17 protein-coding genes are annotated in these 19,402 nt (G+C 38.0%); 5 read left to right on the top strand and 12 right to left on the bottom strand.

The window, feature by feature from the left end; genetic code table 11:
- Positions 1-84: 84 nt before the first annotated feature.
- The 5 genes from BC008_RS41965 to BC008_RS41950 all read right to left on the bottom strand — a co-directional run bounded on the left by BC008_RS41965 (position 85) and on the right by BC008_RS41950 (position 4,686).
- Positions 85-1,020, bottom strand: coding sequence for an ATP adenylyltransferase family protein (locus BC008_RS41965; RefSeq protein ID WP_027846192.1), 936 nt, complete (start codon positions 1,018-1,020; stop codon positions 85-87).
- A gap of 249 nt (positions 1,021-1,269) precedes the next feature.
- Positions 1,270-1,437, bottom strand: a complete 168-nt coding sequence (locus BC008_RS50965) for a hypothetical protein (RefSeq protein WP_201026231.1) — start codon at positions 1,435-1,437, stop codon at positions 1,270-1,272.
- A gap of 386 nt (positions 1,438-1,823) precedes the next feature.
- On the bottom strand, positions 1,824-2,597 hold the full coding sequence (locus tag BC008_RS41960) for an MlaE family lipid ABC transporter permease subunit (RefSeq protein ID WP_027846193.1): 774 nt from the start codon (positions 2,595-2,597) through the stop codon (positions 1,824-1,826).
- A gap of 305 nt (positions 2,598-2,902) precedes the next feature.
- On the bottom strand, positions 2,903-3,694 hold the full coding sequence (locus tag BC008_RS41955; protein WP_027846194.1) for an RDD family protein: 792 nt from the start codon (positions 3,692-3,694) through the stop codon (positions 2,903-2,905).
- Positions 3,695-3,786: 92 nt separating this feature from the next.
- Complete coding sequence (locus BC008_RS41950; protein ID WP_058184689.1) at positions 3,787-4,686, bottom strand: hypothetical protein; 900 nt, start codon at positions 4,684-4,686, stop codon at positions 3,787-3,789.
- Between the two features lie 80 nt (positions 4,687-4,766).
- On the opposite strand from BC008_RS41950, the gene BC008_RS41945 reads away from it, so the two are divergent.
- The 4 genes from BC008_RS41945 to BC008_RS41935 all read left to right on the top strand — a co-directional run bounded on the left by BC008_RS41945 (position 4,767) and on the right by BC008_RS41935 (position 8,122).
- Entirely contained in the window at positions 4,767-5,738 is a 972-nt protein-coding gene (locus tag BC008_RS41945; protein WP_027846195.1) for a stage II sporulation protein M, read from the top strand.
- A 41-nt stretch (positions 5,739-5,779) separates the two neighbouring features.
- A complete protein-coding gene (locus BC008_RS50105) occupies positions 5,780-5,917 on the top strand; it encodes a hypothetical protein (protein ID WP_161938223.1) in 138 nt (45 codons plus the stop codon).
- A gap of 232 nt (positions 5,918-6,149) precedes the next feature.
- On the top strand, positions 6,150-6,512 hold the full coding sequence (locus tag BC008_RS41940) for a VOC family protein (protein WP_027841964.1): 363 nt from the start codon (positions 6,150-6,152) through the stop codon (positions 6,510-6,512).
- Between the two features lie 215 nt (positions 6,513-6,727).
- Positions 6,728-8,122, top strand: a complete 1,395-nt coding sequence (locus BC008_RS41935) for a recombinase family protein (RefSeq protein ID WP_027841965.1) — start codon at positions 6,728-6,730, stop codon at positions 8,120-8,122.
- A gap of 49 nt (positions 8,123-8,171) precedes the next feature.
- Here BC008_RS41935 and BC008_RS41930 read toward each other — a convergent pair whose 3' ends face one another.
- The 3 genes from BC008_RS41930 to BC008_RS41920 all read right to left on the bottom strand — a co-directional run bounded on the left by BC008_RS41930 (position 8,172) and on the right by BC008_RS41920 (position 11,167).
- Entirely contained in the window at positions 8,172-9,035 is an 864-nt protein-coding gene (locus BC008_RS41930) for an HAD hydrolase-like protein (protein ID WP_027841966.1), read from the bottom strand.
- Positions 9,036-9,207: 172 nt separating this feature from the next.
- The gene (locus BC008_RS41925) at positions 9,208-10,083 is read right to left on the bottom strand and encodes a lysophospholipid acyltransferase family protein (RefSeq protein ID WP_153009752.1); all 876 of its coding nucleotides are present in this window, start codon (positions 10,081-10,083) and stop codon (positions 9,208-9,210) included.
- Positions 10,084-10,456: 373 nt separating this feature from the next.
- The gene (locus BC008_RS41920; RefSeq protein WP_027841968.1) at positions 10,457-11,167 is read right to left on the bottom strand and encodes a hypothetical protein; all 711 of its coding nucleotides are present in this window, start codon (positions 11,165-11,167) and stop codon (positions 10,457-10,459) included.
- 146 nt (positions 11,168-11,313) lie between these two features.
- Here BC008_RS41920 and BC008_RS41915 point away from each other — a divergent pair, with 146 nt between their 5' ends.
- Entirely contained in the window at positions 11,314-12,282 is a 969-nt protein-coding gene (locus BC008_RS41915; RefSeq protein ID WP_027841969.1) for a ribonuclease Z, read from the top strand.
- A gap of 158 nt (positions 12,283-12,440) precedes the next feature.
- On the opposite strand, the gene devC is transcribed toward BC008_RS41915, so the two are convergent.
- The 4 genes from devC to BC008_RS41895 all read right to left on the bottom strand — a co-directional run bounded on the left by devC (position 12,441) and on the right by BC008_RS41895 (position 18,962).
- On the bottom strand, positions 12,441-13,595 hold the full coding sequence (gene devC, locus BC008_RS41910; protein ID WP_027841970.1) for an ABC transporter permease DevC: 1,155 nt from the start codon (positions 13,593-13,595) through the stop codon (positions 12,441-12,443).
- A 136-nt stretch (positions 13,596-13,731) separates the two neighbouring features.
- Positions 13,732-15,036, bottom strand: coding sequence for an ABC exporter membrane fusion protein (locus BC008_RS41905; RefSeq protein ID WP_036264916.1), 1,305 nt, complete (start codon positions 15,034-15,036; stop codon positions 13,732-13,734).
- Complete coding sequence (locus BC008_RS41900; RefSeq protein WP_027841972.1) at positions 15,033-16,247, bottom strand: glycosyltransferase; 1,215 nt, start codon at positions 16,245-16,247, stop codon at positions 15,033-15,035. The genes BC008_RS41905 and BC008_RS41900 overlap by 4 nt, the downstream gene beginning before the upstream one ends.
- 408 nt (positions 16,248-16,655) lie before the next feature.
- Entirely contained in the window at positions 16,656-18,962 is a 2,307-nt protein-coding gene (locus BC008_RS41895) for an SBBP repeat-containing protein (RefSeq protein ID WP_058184687.1), read from the bottom strand.
- Between the last annotated feature and the right edge of the window lie 440 nt (positions 18,963-19,402).

Raw genomic sequence — 19,402 nt, 5'->3', positions numbered from 1 at the left:
GTGGTAAAAAGTACTTTTTTACTCTTTTATTATTGATTTATTTAAGTAATTACCGATTGTGACAGTTAGAGTGCGGAAGATGGGTTAAATCTGAGCAAAAGCAACATTTTGTAGCATATTCATAGGACCACTATCTTTGAGGATTTGCATTTGTTTTTCATCACGAACAAACAGCGAACCTGCAAACCCCAATGAATTGATCGAAATTGATGCGAATTCTTCTTTTTGTCTTGGTATTATCAACATCCATTCCCGAGTAGCCAGAAAATTATAAGCTCCCTTCGGTTTTCCGGAGATAACCCCATTATCATCTAATAAACCAACAGCGTCTAACGCATCATGATAACGTTTCAGGGTTACCTCAGCAGCTTTTAGGGGAGAATCGATTAAACTGGGGTCAAACTGCACAAAAACTTGTAAAAATGGCATTCCTGTCAGACTACCAATTGAACCTTTAAATTCTGCAGTTTCTAATAAAGGTGCAATTGGTATATTTAACCCAGAAGGTGTGAGGGGAAGTTTAATTAATTGTAGGTGTTTGTGCGGTTGGCTTGCACCGGCGACCTTACCACCGTTATAGAAAACTAAACCATCGATTTGTGCTAAGCACGCCCACATAGCAGTAAAGTCTTGCAACGTTAATAAACTTTCTTGCTCTTCAAAGGCGCGAGTAATCATTAGTAAATGATGTTCGACTACGTTGTACTTATTCAAAATACACACGTGAGTTTCGGAAATATCTGCCACAAATAAATCTTTGTCATAAGGTAAAAATGGGTTAAATTTTTCTACCTTTACCTTTCCCGTTTCTGCGGATAATTTTTCTAGTTTTTTTTTGGCTTCCTCCTTTCTTTCTAAATTAGCTAAAACGCGAACCAAAAAATTGACACCATCTTGTTCGACAAACTCAAAATTTGTTGGGATGGATAACAAAGCCCCACATTCGAGAGCGTGTGCGGTACTATTGACAACGCTTGTCCATAAAGTACCCGATTGTAGCAATAGTTTTCCCTCTGACATCTAATTCAAATCAATTCATTCAAATTAATTGGTATCGCCTGATTACCTTATCATGAGGGAGAATCATAGTTAAATCGTCAAACATTACGATTTCAGATTTTAGGACTTCAAATCTCAATACTTCAAATCTTAATTATTCAGATCTTGATTATTCCAATCTTAATAATTTAAATCTTAAGACTTCAAATAATAGGACTTCAGAACAAAATCTTGCTACATTACACCTAATTATCAAATTTATGGTTAATTTTAGCTGGCATTCTCCCAATCACTAAGGCATTCATAGGAACGCTTTGGCTGACGTTTTGAGACTTTTCTTGGAGGACAAGCAATATTGCTAGAAGCAAAAGATTTCTGTCTTTTCTTAGAAGATTTTGTCGTTGATTTACTGGTTCTGGTTTCTGTTGCAGTTTTCATCGCTTTAACCTCTTAATACTTGTTGAAACAATCATAGTTGTACAAGCATTGATAAATCTGTAATCAATTATCAACACTCAGGTTGCTAATAATAACATCACTTTACAAAGAGTTGATTCCAGAACAGCAATAAAAACCAGTTTTTTTTTTGGCACAATTGTTAAATTGTCAGTTATAGCATTACGTAGTCAGGTTAGGACATTGATGAATCCTGTTTGTTCTACGGACAGGCACTTAGGCTCCCTCTGACGCCGCAGGCTCTAGCTGCGCTAAGAGCAGAGCGGGGTTATTACATTGCGCGTGCATTCGTCCTTAGACGCGTGAAACCGGTACGCTTTGCTAGGTGCTAATGGTTTGTGCGTAGCGCCATACATGAATCTAATTCTCTATAAAGCTGGTCCTTCAAAAAGTAGTAATGAAAGAAAAAAATCTATGACAAAAATAGCTACCCAAGTAGTTACAACTGCTGCAGTTGCTGATGCTCCTACTTCTTTTGCTCCACCCTTAGTTGTTAGTCCCCAACTACAACCAATAACAGCAACTACCATGCCAAAAATGAATGCTTTAAGTAGTACGATTAAAATATCTGCCTGAGCTAAAAATTCTCTAATTGATTCTAGAAATATTGCTGGGTCTATTTGATAAAACTTCTGGGCTGCGAACATTCCTCCAGCAATTCCGGTTACTAAACCAATCATCGTCACTACCGGTAGCATTAAACAGCAAGCGATAACCCTAGGTATAACCAAATAGTCAATGGGGTCGGTTTTGAGCATATACAACGCGTCAATTTGTTCGGTAACTCGCATTGAACCGATTTCAGCAGCAAAAGCTGAACCCACTTGTCCAGCAATGATACTTGCACTTAAAATCGGGGCTAGTTCTCGACAAAAAGCTAGAGCAAAAGCTCCACCAATAGCATTAGAAGCACCGAACTGTGCCAATTCCCTTGCTGTTTGAATAGTAAAAATCATTCCTGCAAATCCATTCACCAAAAGTACCGGTGAGATTGCAGCAGGTCCAGCTGTCACCATGTGTTCGACTGTCCTACGCAAGCAAACTTTTCCTTGGAGAAGGTGCAGCCACACTTGACCTACTAGCAGTAAAGCAGAGCCGAGACGAAATATCCACCACGCTTGCGGTTTTTCTATTGGTTGCAATGTACTACCCCACTGGATTTAATTTATTTAATTTGATTATTTGTACCAATTTAATCGATTTATTTATGTGTGGTATTAGTAATAAGTGAGAAACAGGTAATTCGTAATGATTAACAAGAAAATATTTATCAGTAGATTTATCATAGCGCTCCTGAAGTTAAATAGGATTGCGATAGCTGATTCTATTACAAACCTAAGAAAATTATTTTTGATAAACCAAATTAATCAAGCAGCAAAAATATTAATTTAAATAAAATCATTTCAATGTAAATAATTGAGATAAATTGCATTAACGACTTATGATATTAATCGCTAGAATAAGATGATTGTTGCTGATAAGCTAAATAAACTGCTTCTAAAAAATCATCTGTACTAATATCTTTTGGAAGCTCTGGAAAATTAATGATTTCTTGCACGTCCCGAGCTAAACGCAAACTAGTATCATGTTTACCTTTTTGGCTTAATTTATAGCGTCTTTGTAAATATTCCTTAATTACAGCAAAATCATCCGGTAGAAGTCCGGATAAATATGCGTTTTCTAGTAATTCGGTGGCTAAATCTTCCCCAGCTTTTGAAATACTTAAACTGTCTGATAGATTTGGAACTTGTTCTTGAACTACGATTGTTCCCGCTAACCAATCACCCAAACGCTTTTCCCAACGGTTAAACATAATTAAAATCGCACCAATAAATAATAATTCATCAATTGGTCGTAGCAAGGAACGTAATGCAATTTGTGTCAATCTTACTGGTCTACCGTCATCCTTAATCACTCGAATCTTAGCCAGACGTTTTCCTGGACTTTGACCTTGCCATATTGTTTCAAAGAAAACGAAGTATCCAGAGTAGATTATGTAGTTAACAAATATAGCAATACCGAATAACCATACAGGTGCTTGATCGCCAAATAGATTTGTCCAAAAATTGATAAAAATAAAAGAAAAAATTAATCCAACGATGACAAAAAATAATAATATTAGCCCTAAGAAAAAATAGTCAATTAGCAATGCCCAAGCTCTGTTACCAATTCCAGCAAGAGTTAATTCTAATTCTACATTTTCTGGAGTACTAAATTTTACACGGTTAAATATATTCATTTAAGTGTATTGATGTTATATTTTTTTCGTAAAGACGTGCAAGGATTCGGCGCGCCTTCAACTAATAATGATTAACTCTTAATTTAGCTGCTCTAGCTACGCAAATTCAATCCCAAACCTTCGCGACGATTGCGTAAGTCGTAGTAAATAACTGCTTGAACAGCTTGCCAAAATGGTGAAATAATTGAACTAAGTATAAAGCTTAGGGCTAAATTTAGTAAGTAAAAAAATGCGACCAAACCGATCGAGTTCGTTGAACCGGTTCTAGCAGCTTCAATAGCCGGTAGCATATAACCTTCCTGAATAGTTTGATTCACAAATTGAACAATTATTTGTAATGGTGCCGTGACTAATAATGCAACTACTAATACTAAAGCGATACGCCAAACACTTTCCTTTGTTAAATCCCAACTGCGACTAATACATGCTCTAGAACTATTTGTGTCTTCAACTGCTAAAACTATGTAAGAAATCATCAGGCGAGCAAAACACCACAACCAACCGGCAAAAATTGGAATAATAACTAATAAATTTAATAATGGAATAACTAGTAAAATAAATGAGGGAATAAATATTCCCAAAAATATTAATATCATCAACAAAGTAAGTCGAACAAAAACCCATAATTTTGGTTGTAATTGACTGCGAGCAGTACTTACCGTTTCTGGTTGATTGATTAATTCTTGAAATGCTAACCGGGAAATAGTACCTGTATTAATTGCCGCTTTACCTAAGGAATAGAAGTATATTACTGTCCCAATGGCCATTACAACCAAAGAAGCTACAACAACATTGTTACCATTAGTCGCACCAAATATTAATAGTGAAACCGCAGGTACTATAAAAATAAATGGCAAAAAAGCCCACAAGTTTCCAATTAATGCAAGTAAAAAGTAAGACTTCAGGTGTGAACGATACAACTGAATACCTGCTGTGACAACATTACCTACACTCAAAGGTTTTATTGATTCTGGAGAATTATTGGGAGTCATATTTTAAAAGGACAGCAATGCTTATATAAATGAATGTGTGGTTATCTTAGGACAAGTCAAAGGTATTATTCCCAAAACTTATGAATATTCAACGTTGGATTGGTAGGCGAGAAGCAAATTGGCAACGCTTGGATAACTTATTAAAAAAAGTAGAAAAAAAAGGTTTAAAATCTTTAAAATCTGGAGAAGTTAGGGAGCTTGCAAGTTTGTATCGTTCGGTAAGTGCAGACCTCGCCCGAGCGCGCACGCAAAAAGTTGGTAATAATTTGATACAAAATCTGCAAACTTTAACAACCCGTGCATATTCGCAAATTTACCAAGGTTCGCGACGACAGGAATGGAAAGCTGTGATAGATTTCTACCTGTGGGGTTTCCCAAGTGTAGTTCAACAAAGTTTTCTCTATATTTTATTTGCTACAACTCTATTTTTGTTCGCAGCTTTAGTTTCTTGGTGGTATGCTTGGCAAGATCCAAATTTTATCTCGTTAATTGCTCCCCAACGGATTATTACCCTGGTGAGGGATGAGGGTAAATTATGGATGGGTTCAATCGTAGGTGTTGAGCCCTTAGCCTCAAGTAGCATAACAATTAATAATATATCTGTTTCCTTTGGTGCAGTTGCAGGTGGAATTACTTTTGGTGCATACACATTATTTTTGATGGTGTATAACGGTTTACATATTGGTGGAATTGCAACTTTAGTTGGACAAAACAACTTAGCTTATCCATTTTGGGCGTTTGTTTTTCCCCATGGTTCTCTAGAATTACCAGCGATATTTTTTGCTGGAGGGGCTGGGTTTTTGATTGGTCGAGCATTATTATTCCCAGGAAAATATCGCCGTGGCGAAGCTTTAAAATTGTATGGTTCCCTAGCTGCACAATTAGTATTTGGTATTGTACCCATGCTGATTATTGCCGGTACAATAGAAGGCTTCTTTTCTCCTAATCCTGGAATACCCGACCCTATAAAGTATTTTACTGGCTTGGTCTTATTTATTTTGTTGGTTTTATATTGTCTTCGCAAACAAGCCAGAATTGGGAGTAGTGAGTAGTGAGTAATGAGTAATGAGTAATGAGTAATAAGTAATAAGTAATGAGTAATGTTAGCGCAGCTAGCGTCAGCGTACCGGATCCGCAAGGCAGCGCAGCTATAGGTATTGCGGGGCGCGTTAGCGTTCGCCGCTCGCGGCGCGGTCTAGCGGGACACATAAGTGTACACAGCGCACAGTAATGAGTAATGTTAGTGCCTAACGCAAGCGTACTGTAAGGTATTGCGGGGGCGTAAACGCATAGCAATGAGTTAGGAGTAGAATGCTTTTATAATATACAAAAAGTTAAATTCTCTAAACTAATACAAAAGTATAAATACTTATTACTTGATTACTTGATTACTTATTACTTATTACTTATTACTTATTACTTATTACTTATTACTCATTACTTATCACTGACGAGGTGTAACCATGGAAATTACCCAGTGTTTGCATACAGCTATTTTAGTTACGGACTTAAAACGAGCAGAACACTTCTATGGTGAAATCTTAAAATTGCCTAAAGCCAAAGAACGTCCAATGAAATTTCCTGGTTCGTGGTACCAAATCGGAAACTCCCAAATTCACATCATTGTCGCTCCATCTGTCCCCACAGAAATTAGACATGAAAAATGGGGACGTAACCCCCACATTGCTTTTTCAGTTTCCGACTTAGCTGCTGCTAAACAGCAACTATTAAATTATAACTGCCAAATTCAACCAAGTGCCTCTGGTCGTGCTGCATTATTCACCCAAGATCCTGACGGAAACATAATTGAGTTGAGTCAGGGTTGACAGTTAACAGTTAACAGTTACCAGTTATCATTTGTAGGGTGCGTTAAGCTACGTTTAGATATTTGGGAAAAGAAAAATATAAAACAAGCCGTAACGCACCACTATGTGGGGAAAAGAAAAATATAGAACAAGCCTTGATGCACCGCCATCTAAGATTAATATACAAAGGTTCTGCTAACTGACGTATAACGCCGCTCCAAGAGAATTCATTGTAGATGAGAATATTTGCTTACACTTACACCGATCCCTTAATAGAAAATTCTCCCGATCTTAGCTGTTGGGAGTGGGATATCGACCGAGTGTATGAAGATTTAGGTAAGCGATCGCAGTTACAAAAATTAATCATAGATTGTCAAACAGAAGCACCGGATTTATTGTTGGTGCGACGTTTGGAAGAGTTGGGGGATACCGTACAAGATGTAACTTCCCAGTTATCAAAAATTGAAGAGATGGGAATTATCTTAATTGCTGTGGAGCAGGGTTACAAGTCTTCTCCCACAGATACTGAAGTTAATTCTCAAGTTAATTCTCAGGTGGATTCTTGGGTAAAGTCTCAAATTGATTTTCAAACAGGTTTGCAAATAGATTCATCAACCAAGAATCATCCCCAGCTAGAATTGCTGAAATTATTACATGAGATTCAGAAACAGCAACGTAGTCGTCGTATTCGCCAAGGTCATGCTCGCAAGCGTTTGAATGCTGCACCACCACCGGGTAAAATTCCCTATGGTTACCGTCGCGGGAAAGAAAAATACATTATTGACCGCACAACTTCCCCTGTCGTCAAAGATTTTTTCGAGCATTTTTTGTTATATGGTTCTCTTCGGAGTGCGGTTCGTTATTTAGCAAAAAAATACGGTAAAAAGATTTCTGTAACTACCGGACGTCGTTGGTTAACCAATCCGGTTTATCGAGGTGACACAGCATATCGAGATGGGGAAATTATTTCCGATACCCACACGCCAATTATTTCCCGAGAAGAAGCAGCACAGGTAGATAGATTACTGCGTCGTAATAGTCGTTTAGCACCTCGAAGTGCTAGTGCACCCCGCTCCTTGGCTGGTTTAGTGATTTGTGGTGAATGTCAGTCCCACACAATTGTTACCCGCGTTACTCAACGTTACCAAACAAAGGAATATCTCTACTTACGTCCTGCTAGCTGTACCAGAACAAAAAAATGTCGCGCTCTACCTTACCAAGAGGTATTAGAAAATACTATCAATGCCGTTTGTCACAGTCTTCCTTCAGCTGTTGGCGAAATAGATTTTCCTCAGTTAGATGTGGTAAAAAATAATTTAACTGCAACAATTGATCGCCAGCAAAAAATTCTGACTCAAATTCCTGAATTAAGTGAAAATGGGATTTTAGATTCAGAAACAGCAAAAATCAGAATCTACAAATTACGTACAGAAATATCTGCACTCCAGGCGAAATTAGCTACTTTACCTCCTGTTAATTTACTGTCAGTAGCACAAGCTGTCTCTATCCCTCAATTTTGGTGGGATTTATCTGAGTCAGAACGTCGATTTTATTTTCGAGAATTTATTCGGGAAATTAAGATTGTTCGTAACGGTCAAGAGTGGAATTTAAAAATTATCTTTATCTTTTAGATATCTTTGATATTTTAGATGTTTTGTTAGAACGCAATAGTAATGGGATTTATTTCTTTACACTAAGTTGGTGTAAAGCTATTTGCTTGCAAATACTTTCAATTGCGAGAAATAGCGATCGCATTAGTTCTGAATTTTCAGAATAGTCTGCGGGAGCCAAGTTTATCACCTGTTGGTTATTACTTATTTCTGCTTGATGTTCCCATTCTTGAGTTCCGTCTTTGTAAAGACCAATGGGGATTCCTTGATACTTATTAAGAATAGAAAAACAAGGTATATCGGATGTACCGTCACCAACGTAAATCATCTGATTCAAGGGTACGTGCAATTCTTCATCCGGAATACTAGAGTAGCTGAAAATTAAATCCTTAGAATTAGCCTTATCTATTCCTTTGGAAATATAGAAGAGGTAACGAGTTTTTTCGGTGTGGGTCATCTGTGTTTTGAGAAACTGAATTTCTCCATCAGAAGCATAATGAAATTCACAGCCCCACATACCTTTAAAGTTGGGTGCGATAGATGTGTTGCGAGCAATATCCAAAAAACCGCCAGTAATCAAGTAAAATTCAATTTCAACTTCTGGAACCACCTCGCAAGCGCGTTTTCTTAAGCGAGTAAACATTTCCTCAACACCGCTAAAAGGTTCAAGTTCCTTACCAATTTGAGCTAATCTTTGAGCGGTAATTTTATCTTTAGTCTCTCGTTGTTTTGACTCTTCAATCAAACAATGAGCCCTTGCTAGAACCTTATCCCAGCCGGAATCAATTAGAGGTTTAACTCTTTGTTGACGAAATTCTTTTACATCAAGATTAAAATTTTCTAAAAGAACATCAAAAGTGTCCCTGACAAGAGTTTCGTCAAAATCAAAAACCACAGCAATGCGCTCATACAGTGGTTGAGTTGGTTTAATCATTTAGCTTTTTAACCAGCCAGCAACTGGAAATAATTAAGTATCAATTCCATTATTTAAGTAGGAATATTTTATTTCCAGGAAGTATCTGGAGAGTTAAATTTCTTGGGGATACTGTAGAAGTTTTATACAGTTTTAAAGTAAAGGTATTTTTATTTTCTTCAAGTTCATTTACCTACCCGTAAACCAAAATATCTAATTCTCTTTGCATCTGACTGACGACCATATTGTAACAAGCATTAACATATTGGCGATCGCAAGCAGCTTCCCGACCGTAACGTTCAAAAACTATTGGTGGACAAACTCTCGTACGAACAGTTACGGGAAATGGAATATTGGGGAGAGGACCAAAAGCAACTCCCCAAGGTAAACCCAGATAAATAGGAAAAGTTTCAGGATCGATTCCCATAAACCAGGGCATACCCCAGTCGTGAAATTGTTTTATAAAATCGTAAATATCTGCAAGTACGATAAAAGTATCATGAGCGCCGTGGGAAATCACCGGTACGATAGGTACTTTTTCTCGCAGGGCTAATTTAATAAAAGCTTGATTGTTGCCAAAATAAATGCGATCGCGTAGAGAATGGGGGCGAAAAACATCTTTTGCTCCCCCAGGATAAACTAAGACGCTAGCTCCAGAACGCAAAGCTCTATAACCCATTTTCGGATGAGCTACAATTGCTCCAACTTTAGCTGCTAATTCTGCTATTTGAGGGAATTGCCAAGCAGAAGGATGCATCAAACCATAAATAGGTTGGTTGGTTCCAAATCTTTTGAACCAATCGTACATCATCAAAATCATATCAGGAGCAGCAAGTCCCCCATTGTGGGAACCCACCAACAGAACCTTTTTATTTGGTGAAACATGTTCCCAACCACTAGTTTGTACGCGGAAATAATATTTATAAAACCATTCCCACAGTGGCATAAAAGCTTCAATTGTTTTTGGGTCTCGTCGATCCAATGACCATCCCAATTTAGCTTGTGTCGTCAGGTTATAGGATCGTGAGGAAGTAGAAATATCTGGGGGGGGCTGGTAAAAATTAGACATAGACAGAAATTAGCTGAAGTAAGGAATTATGGATATGGAGTAAGGAGTAAAAGTAATATCTTTTGTCTTAGCTATAGTCAAGAGTTTCCCACACCCAAGTTATAAATGTATTATTTAGGTCGCTCAATTAAAGGGTTACCTAAATTCAATCAACCGAATTTCAAATAAATAAGTAATTCATTTTAGATAAATATCAACATCAAACTCTATCTAAATTAAATTTACCTGTTTGCAAACAACAGCAATGAATTTTGCTGAGATACTAAACTTTGTGCTAGTTAATCTAAATTTGATTTATCCAAATTTGTTACTCATTACTCCTGAATTGTATAGACCTTACTTATTAATTGTGACTCAAATTACTGTAGTTATTTTATCTTTTCTTATTCCAGGGCATTGCGTAAGTCCAAGGTAGCTTTTTAATTGTAAACGGACAATTAATAATGTACATTGGCGGTTTATTCTCACCAGGTGCGACACCCACTCGTAACTCAGAGACCCTTAGAACTAATTGCATTGAATAGGTAATATTTGTTTTTCTCGTGATAAAATCTTTGTACAATTTTCTCCGGGCTTTCACTGGATGATTTTTTAATCCAGCAATGGGAATAATCGCCTTTTCTGCTGAATATGTGCCTTTTTCTTGATCCCGCTTAAAAACACCCTCAATACTGAACGTTCCGGCTATTCCCTTCTTAGGTGCAACTAAAGTTGGATGTTGGGGTGTACCCAAGTCACGAGATAAGTCTGGGGAAGTTCTAATGATTCTATGGGAAGAACTATCGTAATCAATAACTAACGAACTGTTATCCCAATCTACGTACACACCAAGATTATCCGATTTGTTACTCAGAAGTAGCATCATTTCTTTGAGATTACCGATCTCATAAGAAGGCTTAAATTTGAATGCAACCCCTACATGATCCTGAAGGTCGTATTCTTTTAATTGTTCGTCAATTGCTCCCTTATCAAATTCATACTTAATGTTGTCATCAATCGAATCTACCATGCGGTTAAAGACGTAACTTATACCGATCATGTAGAAAGTTAATACTAATAAATTTTGCTCGCCTGCTTGTGCCATAATTAAGTATAAAAACTCCTTATAACTGTTAATATGCTCTAAAATAACCCAAAGCTATATCACGCTGGAAAGATTATTTTTCTGTTTACGTGCCACTATAGAAAAAATAATGTTCATCGAGAGCAAGAGGAAGGCTACATAAGGTCGTGCAGATAACATTTTTAGGGACTAGTTCGGGTGTACCAACGCGATCGCGTAATGTTTCCAGTGTCGCCCTCAGATTACCACAAAGGGCAGAGTTGTGGTTATTCGATTGTGGGGAAGGAACACAGCACCAAATTCTGCGTAGCGAACTGAAAATCAGTCAACTTTCCCGAATTTTTATAACTCATATGCACGGCGACCATATTTTTGGGTTAATGGGTCTCCTTGCTAGTTGTGGTTTAGCTGGTAACGTACAAAGAATGGATATTTATGGTCCTCCTGGTCTTAGTGAGTATCTGCAAGCTTGTCAACGTTACTCTCACACTCATTTTTCTTATCCAATTAAAGTTCATGCTGTTCGTCCAGGAATTATATACGAAGATCAGGAATTTGTAGTCTCTTGCGAAGCTTTACATCATCGAGTAAGTGCTTTTGGTTACCGAGTTGCGGAAAAAGACCGGGCGGGACGCTTCGATATTGGAAAAGCTCAAGCAATGGAAATTCCCCCAGGTCGGGTATACGGACAGCTTAAGCGTGGTGAGACGGTAACATTAACCGACGGTCGAGTATTTCATGGAAAAGATTTTTGTGGGGAAACTGAAATCGGGCGTAAAGTAGCATACTGTACTGATACAGTATACTGCGATGGTGCGGTGGAATTAGCCCAAGATGCAGATGTATTAATTCACGAATCTACTTTTGCTCATCAAGATGCAGATATGGCTTTTCAACGCTTGCATTCTACATCGACAATGGCGGCCCAAACAGCTTTAAATGCTGGAGCTCATCGTTTAATTATTACCCATTTTAGTCCCCGTTATGCTCCTGGAAATGCTTTAGAACTTAAAGATCTACTCCAGGAAGCCCGAGCAATTTTTCCGAAAACCCAGATGGCTCATGATTTTTTGACTTATGAAATTCCCAGACGCCGGGATATGGAGAAGGGAAAATTGGTAATTGGTAATGGGTAATCGGTAAAAACCCGCACCTTACAGACCGCAAAGCGCGACTCGTTCACAAAGTGTTAGCAAGACGGGGCGTAAGCACAGACAATGAGGGTGTCTAAAGTGTCATGTGGTAATTAATAATTGGTAATTATGTTCTAGTACGAAAAAAATATACAGTCCGACTAAAAAATATCTGCTGGATCTGCTTCTCGTAGTTTATTAATAGCAATTGCACCTGAAATAAAACACATGAAAATACTTAGGAATAAAACAAATATTCCTCTAGCAATATTCATGGTCATTGGTAAAAGTGTTGCACTTCTGGTTAGTTGGTATAAACCTAGTGAAATACCCAATCCAGGGATATAACCTAAAATTGCTAAAATTAACGCCTGCTGAAAAATAATACCAAGAAAGTATCTGTCTGAGTAACCAATAGCCTTTAATGCTGCATACTCTGGCAAATGTTCGGAAACTTCAGCGTAAAGTATTTGATAGACGATCGCCGTACCAACAATAAATCCCATCGTTGTACCTAGAGCAAATATAAAACCAATTGGCGAACTCGTACGCCAATATTCTTTCTCGAATTCAATAAATTCTTCATAGGTGAGTAATCTCACATCTTCAGGTAATTTTGCTGCTAATTTTTTTAAGACTTCCTCGGATGCGAATCCTGGTTTGAGTGTAATTATTCCAATATCGATTTCCCCTTGGTTGCGAGTTTTGAAAAGACGGAGAAAACTTTCCTCGCTGGTAACTACGTTTCCATCAGCAGCAAATGAAGGACCTAAAGTAAATAAACCAACAGTTTTTACTCTTAGATCGCTTAGTTCGCTAACTACTACTTTATCTTTTTCAACTTTTTGAGCAATCGGACCATACTCTGTTCGTGCTGTTCGGTCAAAAAGAATATTATTATATTTTTTAAGCTTATTTAAATTTTGATTTACGCCGATTAAATTAAAAACTGGTTTATTTAGCTGAAACCCAAAAACTAAAATTGCTCGATAATTTTTTTCTTCAGGATTCTTCCAATCAGCAAATCCGACGTATAAAGGACTTACAGATTCTACTTCCCGGACGCTCAATGACTGATATAAACGACGCCAGGAAAATTGTCTCATGTAAGCAAGAGACTCGGAGCGAGGACTAATCATAATCAAGTCCCCTTTTAAACTGCTGTGCACCCTGACGTTGCTATCATATAAAGCACCTTCAAAGCCTAACTGCATAAACATAACAATGTTAGAAAAAGCAATTCCTGTCATCGCGACCGCGAGGCGTACTTTTTCTCTACTCAGTTGTAACCAGGCTAAAGGTGTTTTAGAAAACATACAAGAAGATGTCTATTTTTGAATTTTAAAGCTTTTATATTTGATTTTTTTATGTTGAAAAATCTTGAATTCAAAAGCTTTTGAATTTGAAAAACAAATTATTAAAGAGAAGTAGTATTTTCTGGATATTAGGAACTTAGGTATCGATTAAAACCTCTACCTGCAAGTTTGTTAGATGTTTAACTTTGCGTGCATCTTCCGGGTCGAGGCGTATTTTTACTTCAATCACTCTACGATCTACATCAGCAATTGGATCGGTACTAAAATTATTTTGTTTGGCAATTTGTAGACCAATTTGAGAAACTTCTCCATGTAACTTTCCTGAAAAAGCATTACTAGTGACACTAGCTCGTTGTCCTATTTTTACTTGAGTTATATCTGTTTCGTAAATTTCTGCAACAGCGTGCATATTTTCGGTTTGACCTAAGTTAGCAATTCCTTCTTTTCCTACTAGTTCTCCAGGAAAAGTATGAATTTGTAGAATATGACTATCAAAAGGAGCTCGCACGTAGGCTAAATCTAATTCTGCTTGTGCTTTTTGTGCATTTGCGATCGCACTTTCCATTTCAGCTCGAGCCACTTGTATATCAGTTGGACGAACTTCAATAATTTGTTTTAAAGTTGCTTTGGATTCTTTAATTTCTTCTTGTAATGAATCTACTGTTTGCTCGAGAGTAGCTTTGGCTTCGTGAATTTGATGTTGTAAAGTTAATTCAATCCGATCAAGTTTTGCTTGGGCTTCGTTTAAATGTTCTTGAGTAGTTCTTAGATCTAAGCGCTTAATCTCAAATTTGGAAGCTTCAACCGCACCCTCACGATGTAACATTTTATAGCGTTCCCATTCTAATGAAGCGTTATGTAATTGAGCCTTTAAACGAGCTATTATTGCTTGCTGGGTTCTTCTTTCCCCCTTAAGTTGAGCCTTTAAACGAGCTATTATTGCTTGCTGAGTTTTTCTTTTTCCCCTGAGTTGAACTTCAAGTCGAGCTATTTTTGCTTGTTGAGCATTGATTTCTCCAATCTTTGCTCCAGCTTTTACTCGCTCGAGATTGGCTTGAGTAACTTTTATTTGTTTCTTTGCTTGCTCTAAGGCTGCAAAAAGACGATCGCGGCTATCTAGAATAGCGATTGTTTGTCCAGCACTAACTCTAGTTCCTTCTTTTACTAAAAGTTTGCTCACCCTCGCACTTTCAAAAGAGCCAGGAGCAGAAAGATTAATTAATTCTCCTTCAGGTTCTAAAAGTCCTCTCGCGCTAACAGCACCAATCTTAAAAGTATTCCCTGAAGAGATTGATGAAGAATTTTCTCGACTATTTTGTGAACTAATATGCGAGCTAATAATTTTATAACAAATCGCTGTTCCACCAGTTAAACTTGCAACAATAAAGGCGATCGCCCACCATTTTTGTTGTTCTAAAAATACTCTTTTCCCAATTCTCATGCCAATATTTTCTGATAATAATTACTAAGATTTTGACATCCTTGCTTCAAAGAAAATTGATTGGCATTTTGTAGAGCGCGCTGAATAATGTCTGTGTTGTCATTTGATAACGCTTTTTGAATTTTATTCGCTAATCCTTCAACATCCTTTGGTGCGACAAGATAGCCATTAACGCCGTCAAAGATGTATTCAGACACAGCGCCGCTATTGACACTGATAACTGGGGTTCCGGAAGCCATAGCTTCGACCACAGTTCGCCCAAAAGTTTCATAAGGCGAAGGGCTACAAAATAGATCGCAAGAAGCTAAAACATTAGCTTTGGTTTCTCCCAAGAGAAAACCGGTAAAGTGAACGTTCGCAACTTTTTGGGCGAGACCTTTCAATTGATTGACAACATCAATCGGACCATCTCCTGCGATCACAAGAGAATAATTATTTTCTTTGGGGTTCAATCGAGCGAAAGCTTGTATGAGTAAATCTACTCTTTTTTCGAAACCGAGACGACCGAGAAAAAGCAACACGCGATTATCTTTTTCTTCTTCACTTAACCATGGCTCCAAGCATTTACGGTCGCGACGACTAGGACTATAAGTAGAAACATCAATACCTAAAAACGGAATTGTCTCGATTTTGGGAATTCCCATTTCTTGACAGCTTTGGGAAGCAGATTTACTAGAACATACGGTCAAATCGAGTTGACGGTATAAATAACTGGTTAAATTAAGGTTACGAGCAGTATTTCGCACCCATTGCCAACCCGGATAAGCCGCAGAGAAATTGTAAAGATCCGTATGATATTCAGCAATATAGGGAACCTGATTATCTCTTGCGTAATCCCTACCTGGTAACTGCCAAGCGCTTAATAAGAAAAAGCGTTCCACGTCAGTGATAACAATTAACTCAGGTTGATAATGAGCTAATTTTTGATTGATTTGACCTACGGCAGAAAACTTGGGAACATGAGTTAGTTTATAAGGAAGCCAAGGTTTAGACGGATAACGTTCAATAATTAGTTTGTCGTCTAGATCCGCTGGTACTGCATAAGAAGAATCTACTTTGTTTTGCCAATCAGGAGCGAACACAATTACACGATATATATCTTGTTTGGCTAGCCATAGGGCGCGTTCCCAATTAAAGTGAGAAACGCCACTTACATCCGGAGGAAAGCCCGTAACGAGAAAAGCTAATGTGTGAATTTTCTTGGTTCCCATCAATTTCAGCCTTTATAAAAGTTTATAAATGTTTTAAAAAAATTGTTCGATGTGAATTACAGAACTTACGCACCCAGACAGATCCAACGCCTGTAATCTTCTGTTTCCTGTTCCCTGTCTTGCTTGCACGTATCTACGGTGAACAGCATTCCTAGCCTGCGGGGTGGCTACACCGGATAGCGCTGATGAATTAGCGCGGGATAGTTGCGCTGTTTTCTGTAGCTGAAATGATTTTCTGTTTTCATTGGGTAAGTCCTAGATTTTTTAAAAATGCTAATTTGATGATTTAAAGAAATAGTGAATTATTAGGTTGATAAATAAGTGTGTGAGAGAGCAAATAAATAAGTGTGTGAGTTAGTAAATAAGTAAGTGTGTGAGTTAGTAAATAAGTAAGTTAAATAGATTAATTTAGATGATAAAGTTGCTCTGAGTTAATTCAGTAGCAATAACATTATCCAAAGTAACCAACGTCTTGAAGCTATCTCGAGCATCACCGAAGGGGTTAATTTGAACCACAGTACTTGAATCTTTTTGAATTAGCTGTACGTAGTCATCGAATGGAGTTGTGCTATGGTATTTCGGACTGGCAAAAATTGAACTTACATCTATCAAATCGTCAGTGGTATCAAAATCGGTAATTGTATCCTTACCATCTCTAAAATTTTGATAAACGAAAATATCATCGCCACCACCACCGGTGATAATATCCCGTTTTTTGGTACTAATGATGCGGTCATCACCAGCAGTACCGTTTAACTTTCTTCCACTTCGTTTTTGCTTATCTGTAAATCTTTGTAATCTTCCCGAATTGGTATCAAGCTTTGCAACCCAACTATCCGTAATCCCAGTGGCTTTACCGCCGAAGGAACTCCCGGTAGAACCTGTTACATAGAGGCTATCAGTAACGTTATCAACGCTAACCCCTAAAGCTTGATCCAAACTCGGAGCCCCAAACCGCTTATCCCACTTCTGATTACCATTTTCGTCATATTTAACCACCCAAGCATCGAAGGAGCCAGTATTTCTTTTTCGCGAAACCTGGTTGGTATATCCTACGACATAAACATCACCTTTGTTGTCAACCTCTACCCCGAATGCTTGATCGTCACCGCTAGTACCGTATTGTTGAATCCACTCTTGGTTGCCATCTTTATCGTACTTGGCTAACCAAGCATCATAAAGCCCAGCATTTTTCCCTCCTAAGTCTCCTAGGGTCCATCCTATGGCATAAGCATTACCTTTACTATCAGTATCAACATCCCATGAAAACTCATAAGTTGGAGTTCCAAATTGTTTGAGCCATACCTCGTTCCCGTTGTTATCGTACTTACCTACCCAGGCATCATAAAGCCCAGCGTTTTCTCCCCCTAAGTTACCGAAAGTCCATCCTGAGGCATAGACGCTGCTACCATCATCAGTTACGGCGACACCATAAGATTCGTCAAAGTTAAAACCATTGGGATTCTCTGCACTACCAAACTCTTCAAACCACTGTCGATTACCATTGGTGTCATACTTGGTTATCCAGTAATCATCCGTTGAGGCAAATGCTTCTTCTGATTCTGTATCTTTAACGGTTAGACCAGATACGTAAACGTTACCATCATTATCAACATCAATATCAAAGGCTTGGTTAATAACGTCAGTTCCAAACTGGTCAATCCATAACCGGTTACCATTACCATCATACTTGGCGATCCAGGCATCAGTAGAGCTTGCTTGCTTGGGAGCGGCTAAATCTCCTCCAGTTAATCCCGTTAGGTAAATATTACCTCGCTTATCGGTAGCCATACCGTAGATTGTATCTACATCGGAAGTACCAAACTGCTCAATCCATTCCAGTTTTCCATGAGGATCGTATTTGACAAGTAAAGCATCTTGTCCGCCAGCATTAGTTCCTCCCAACGAACCACTTGTATATCCGGCTGTATAAACATTACCGCGTATATCTACAGCTGCACTAGCAGTAAGGTCAAAACCAATGGTTCCCAATTGGGTTGATTTTTTGACTCTCGGTTTTCCACCTCTCTTCTTACCCTTCCCTTCAAACTGAAAATAGTTATCTCTGAGGTTCAAATCATTGACGAAAGGTAAAAACCCAATGAAGTCAGATTTTCCTTTAGATTTCTTCGGCTCGTAGTATATCTCCGTTCCTAGAAATGATTCTGCCAGTCGGTAGTCTTTCCGAGAACCGTGTAACTGAATTACATCCTGATCTGTTTGGAAATCTAAAATAAGACCGAAGTCATTAAAGCCAGCATCACTATAGAAGGGTTGTTTAGCATCGCCGAGAACAAATCGATCGCTCCAGTTGCGCGGGGTCGGTGGCTGGATAATTGGTAAATCGCCGACTAAAATATCGATTTGTATTTCATTGGGCTGATTATCATAGGGGTTGAAACCGATAAGAGTATCATTCCCATCACGAGCGTAAATGAGTTGATTTTTCGCTGTTCCCACCGCGAGGTCACTTCCCGGTGTATACACTTGGATTGTGAACTCCGGAATAGTAACTTCATTTTCAACTCGTCCAATCTCACTTTGTCGGAACCCTCGAGGAAGTTTCTTCACGGGTTCTCTTTTGGTGGATGTGACGTCTGGCGCTCTAGAAAATAAGTCTTGAATACTTTTTCTAATGCTACCCCCTGTCGTTGATACCTCCTCTTGAAGCTGCTCGTAAAACAGTTGTTTATCCAGTTCAGTTGACTTGTTCATTATTTAAATTCATGGCAAACATTTGACAGTTAAGGGATTACACTAGCACAGCGTTGCTATAGAAGGAGTTTATAAAATAAATCTTAAATAGGAGTTGTTATAACTACCCAAGAATTTGATGGTTTGGTTAAGTTAGAATTTGCCATAACACCCTATTGGAGTCGGTGCGTTACACCCACGCAAGTTATCATTGAAGGTCATACATAATGATGGATCTAATGCACCCTACGAGAATTTGATTTTTTATTTATAAACACACTACTATAAGCAATATTACATTTGTTCTCCGAAATAATACTTGTTTTCTACTTCTTAGGACTTACGCACTCGTAACTGAGCACTAACCTTAGATGGAATGACTATAATTACATTGTTTGTGCGTAAGTCTTGTTCTTGTTAAGAGTTTCCTCCAAAATCAAAGCTTTAATCTCACTTTTAAT

Origin of the sequence: Mastigocoleus testarum BC008, assembly GCF_001456025.1 — a bacterium.
Lineage (GTDB): Bacteria > Cyanobacteriota > Cyanobacteriia > Cyanobacteriales > Nostocaceae > Mastigocoleus > Mastigocoleus testarum.
Note: the sequence above shows the minus strand (reverse complement) of the source record. Positions and strands in the feature narration are given on the sequence as shown.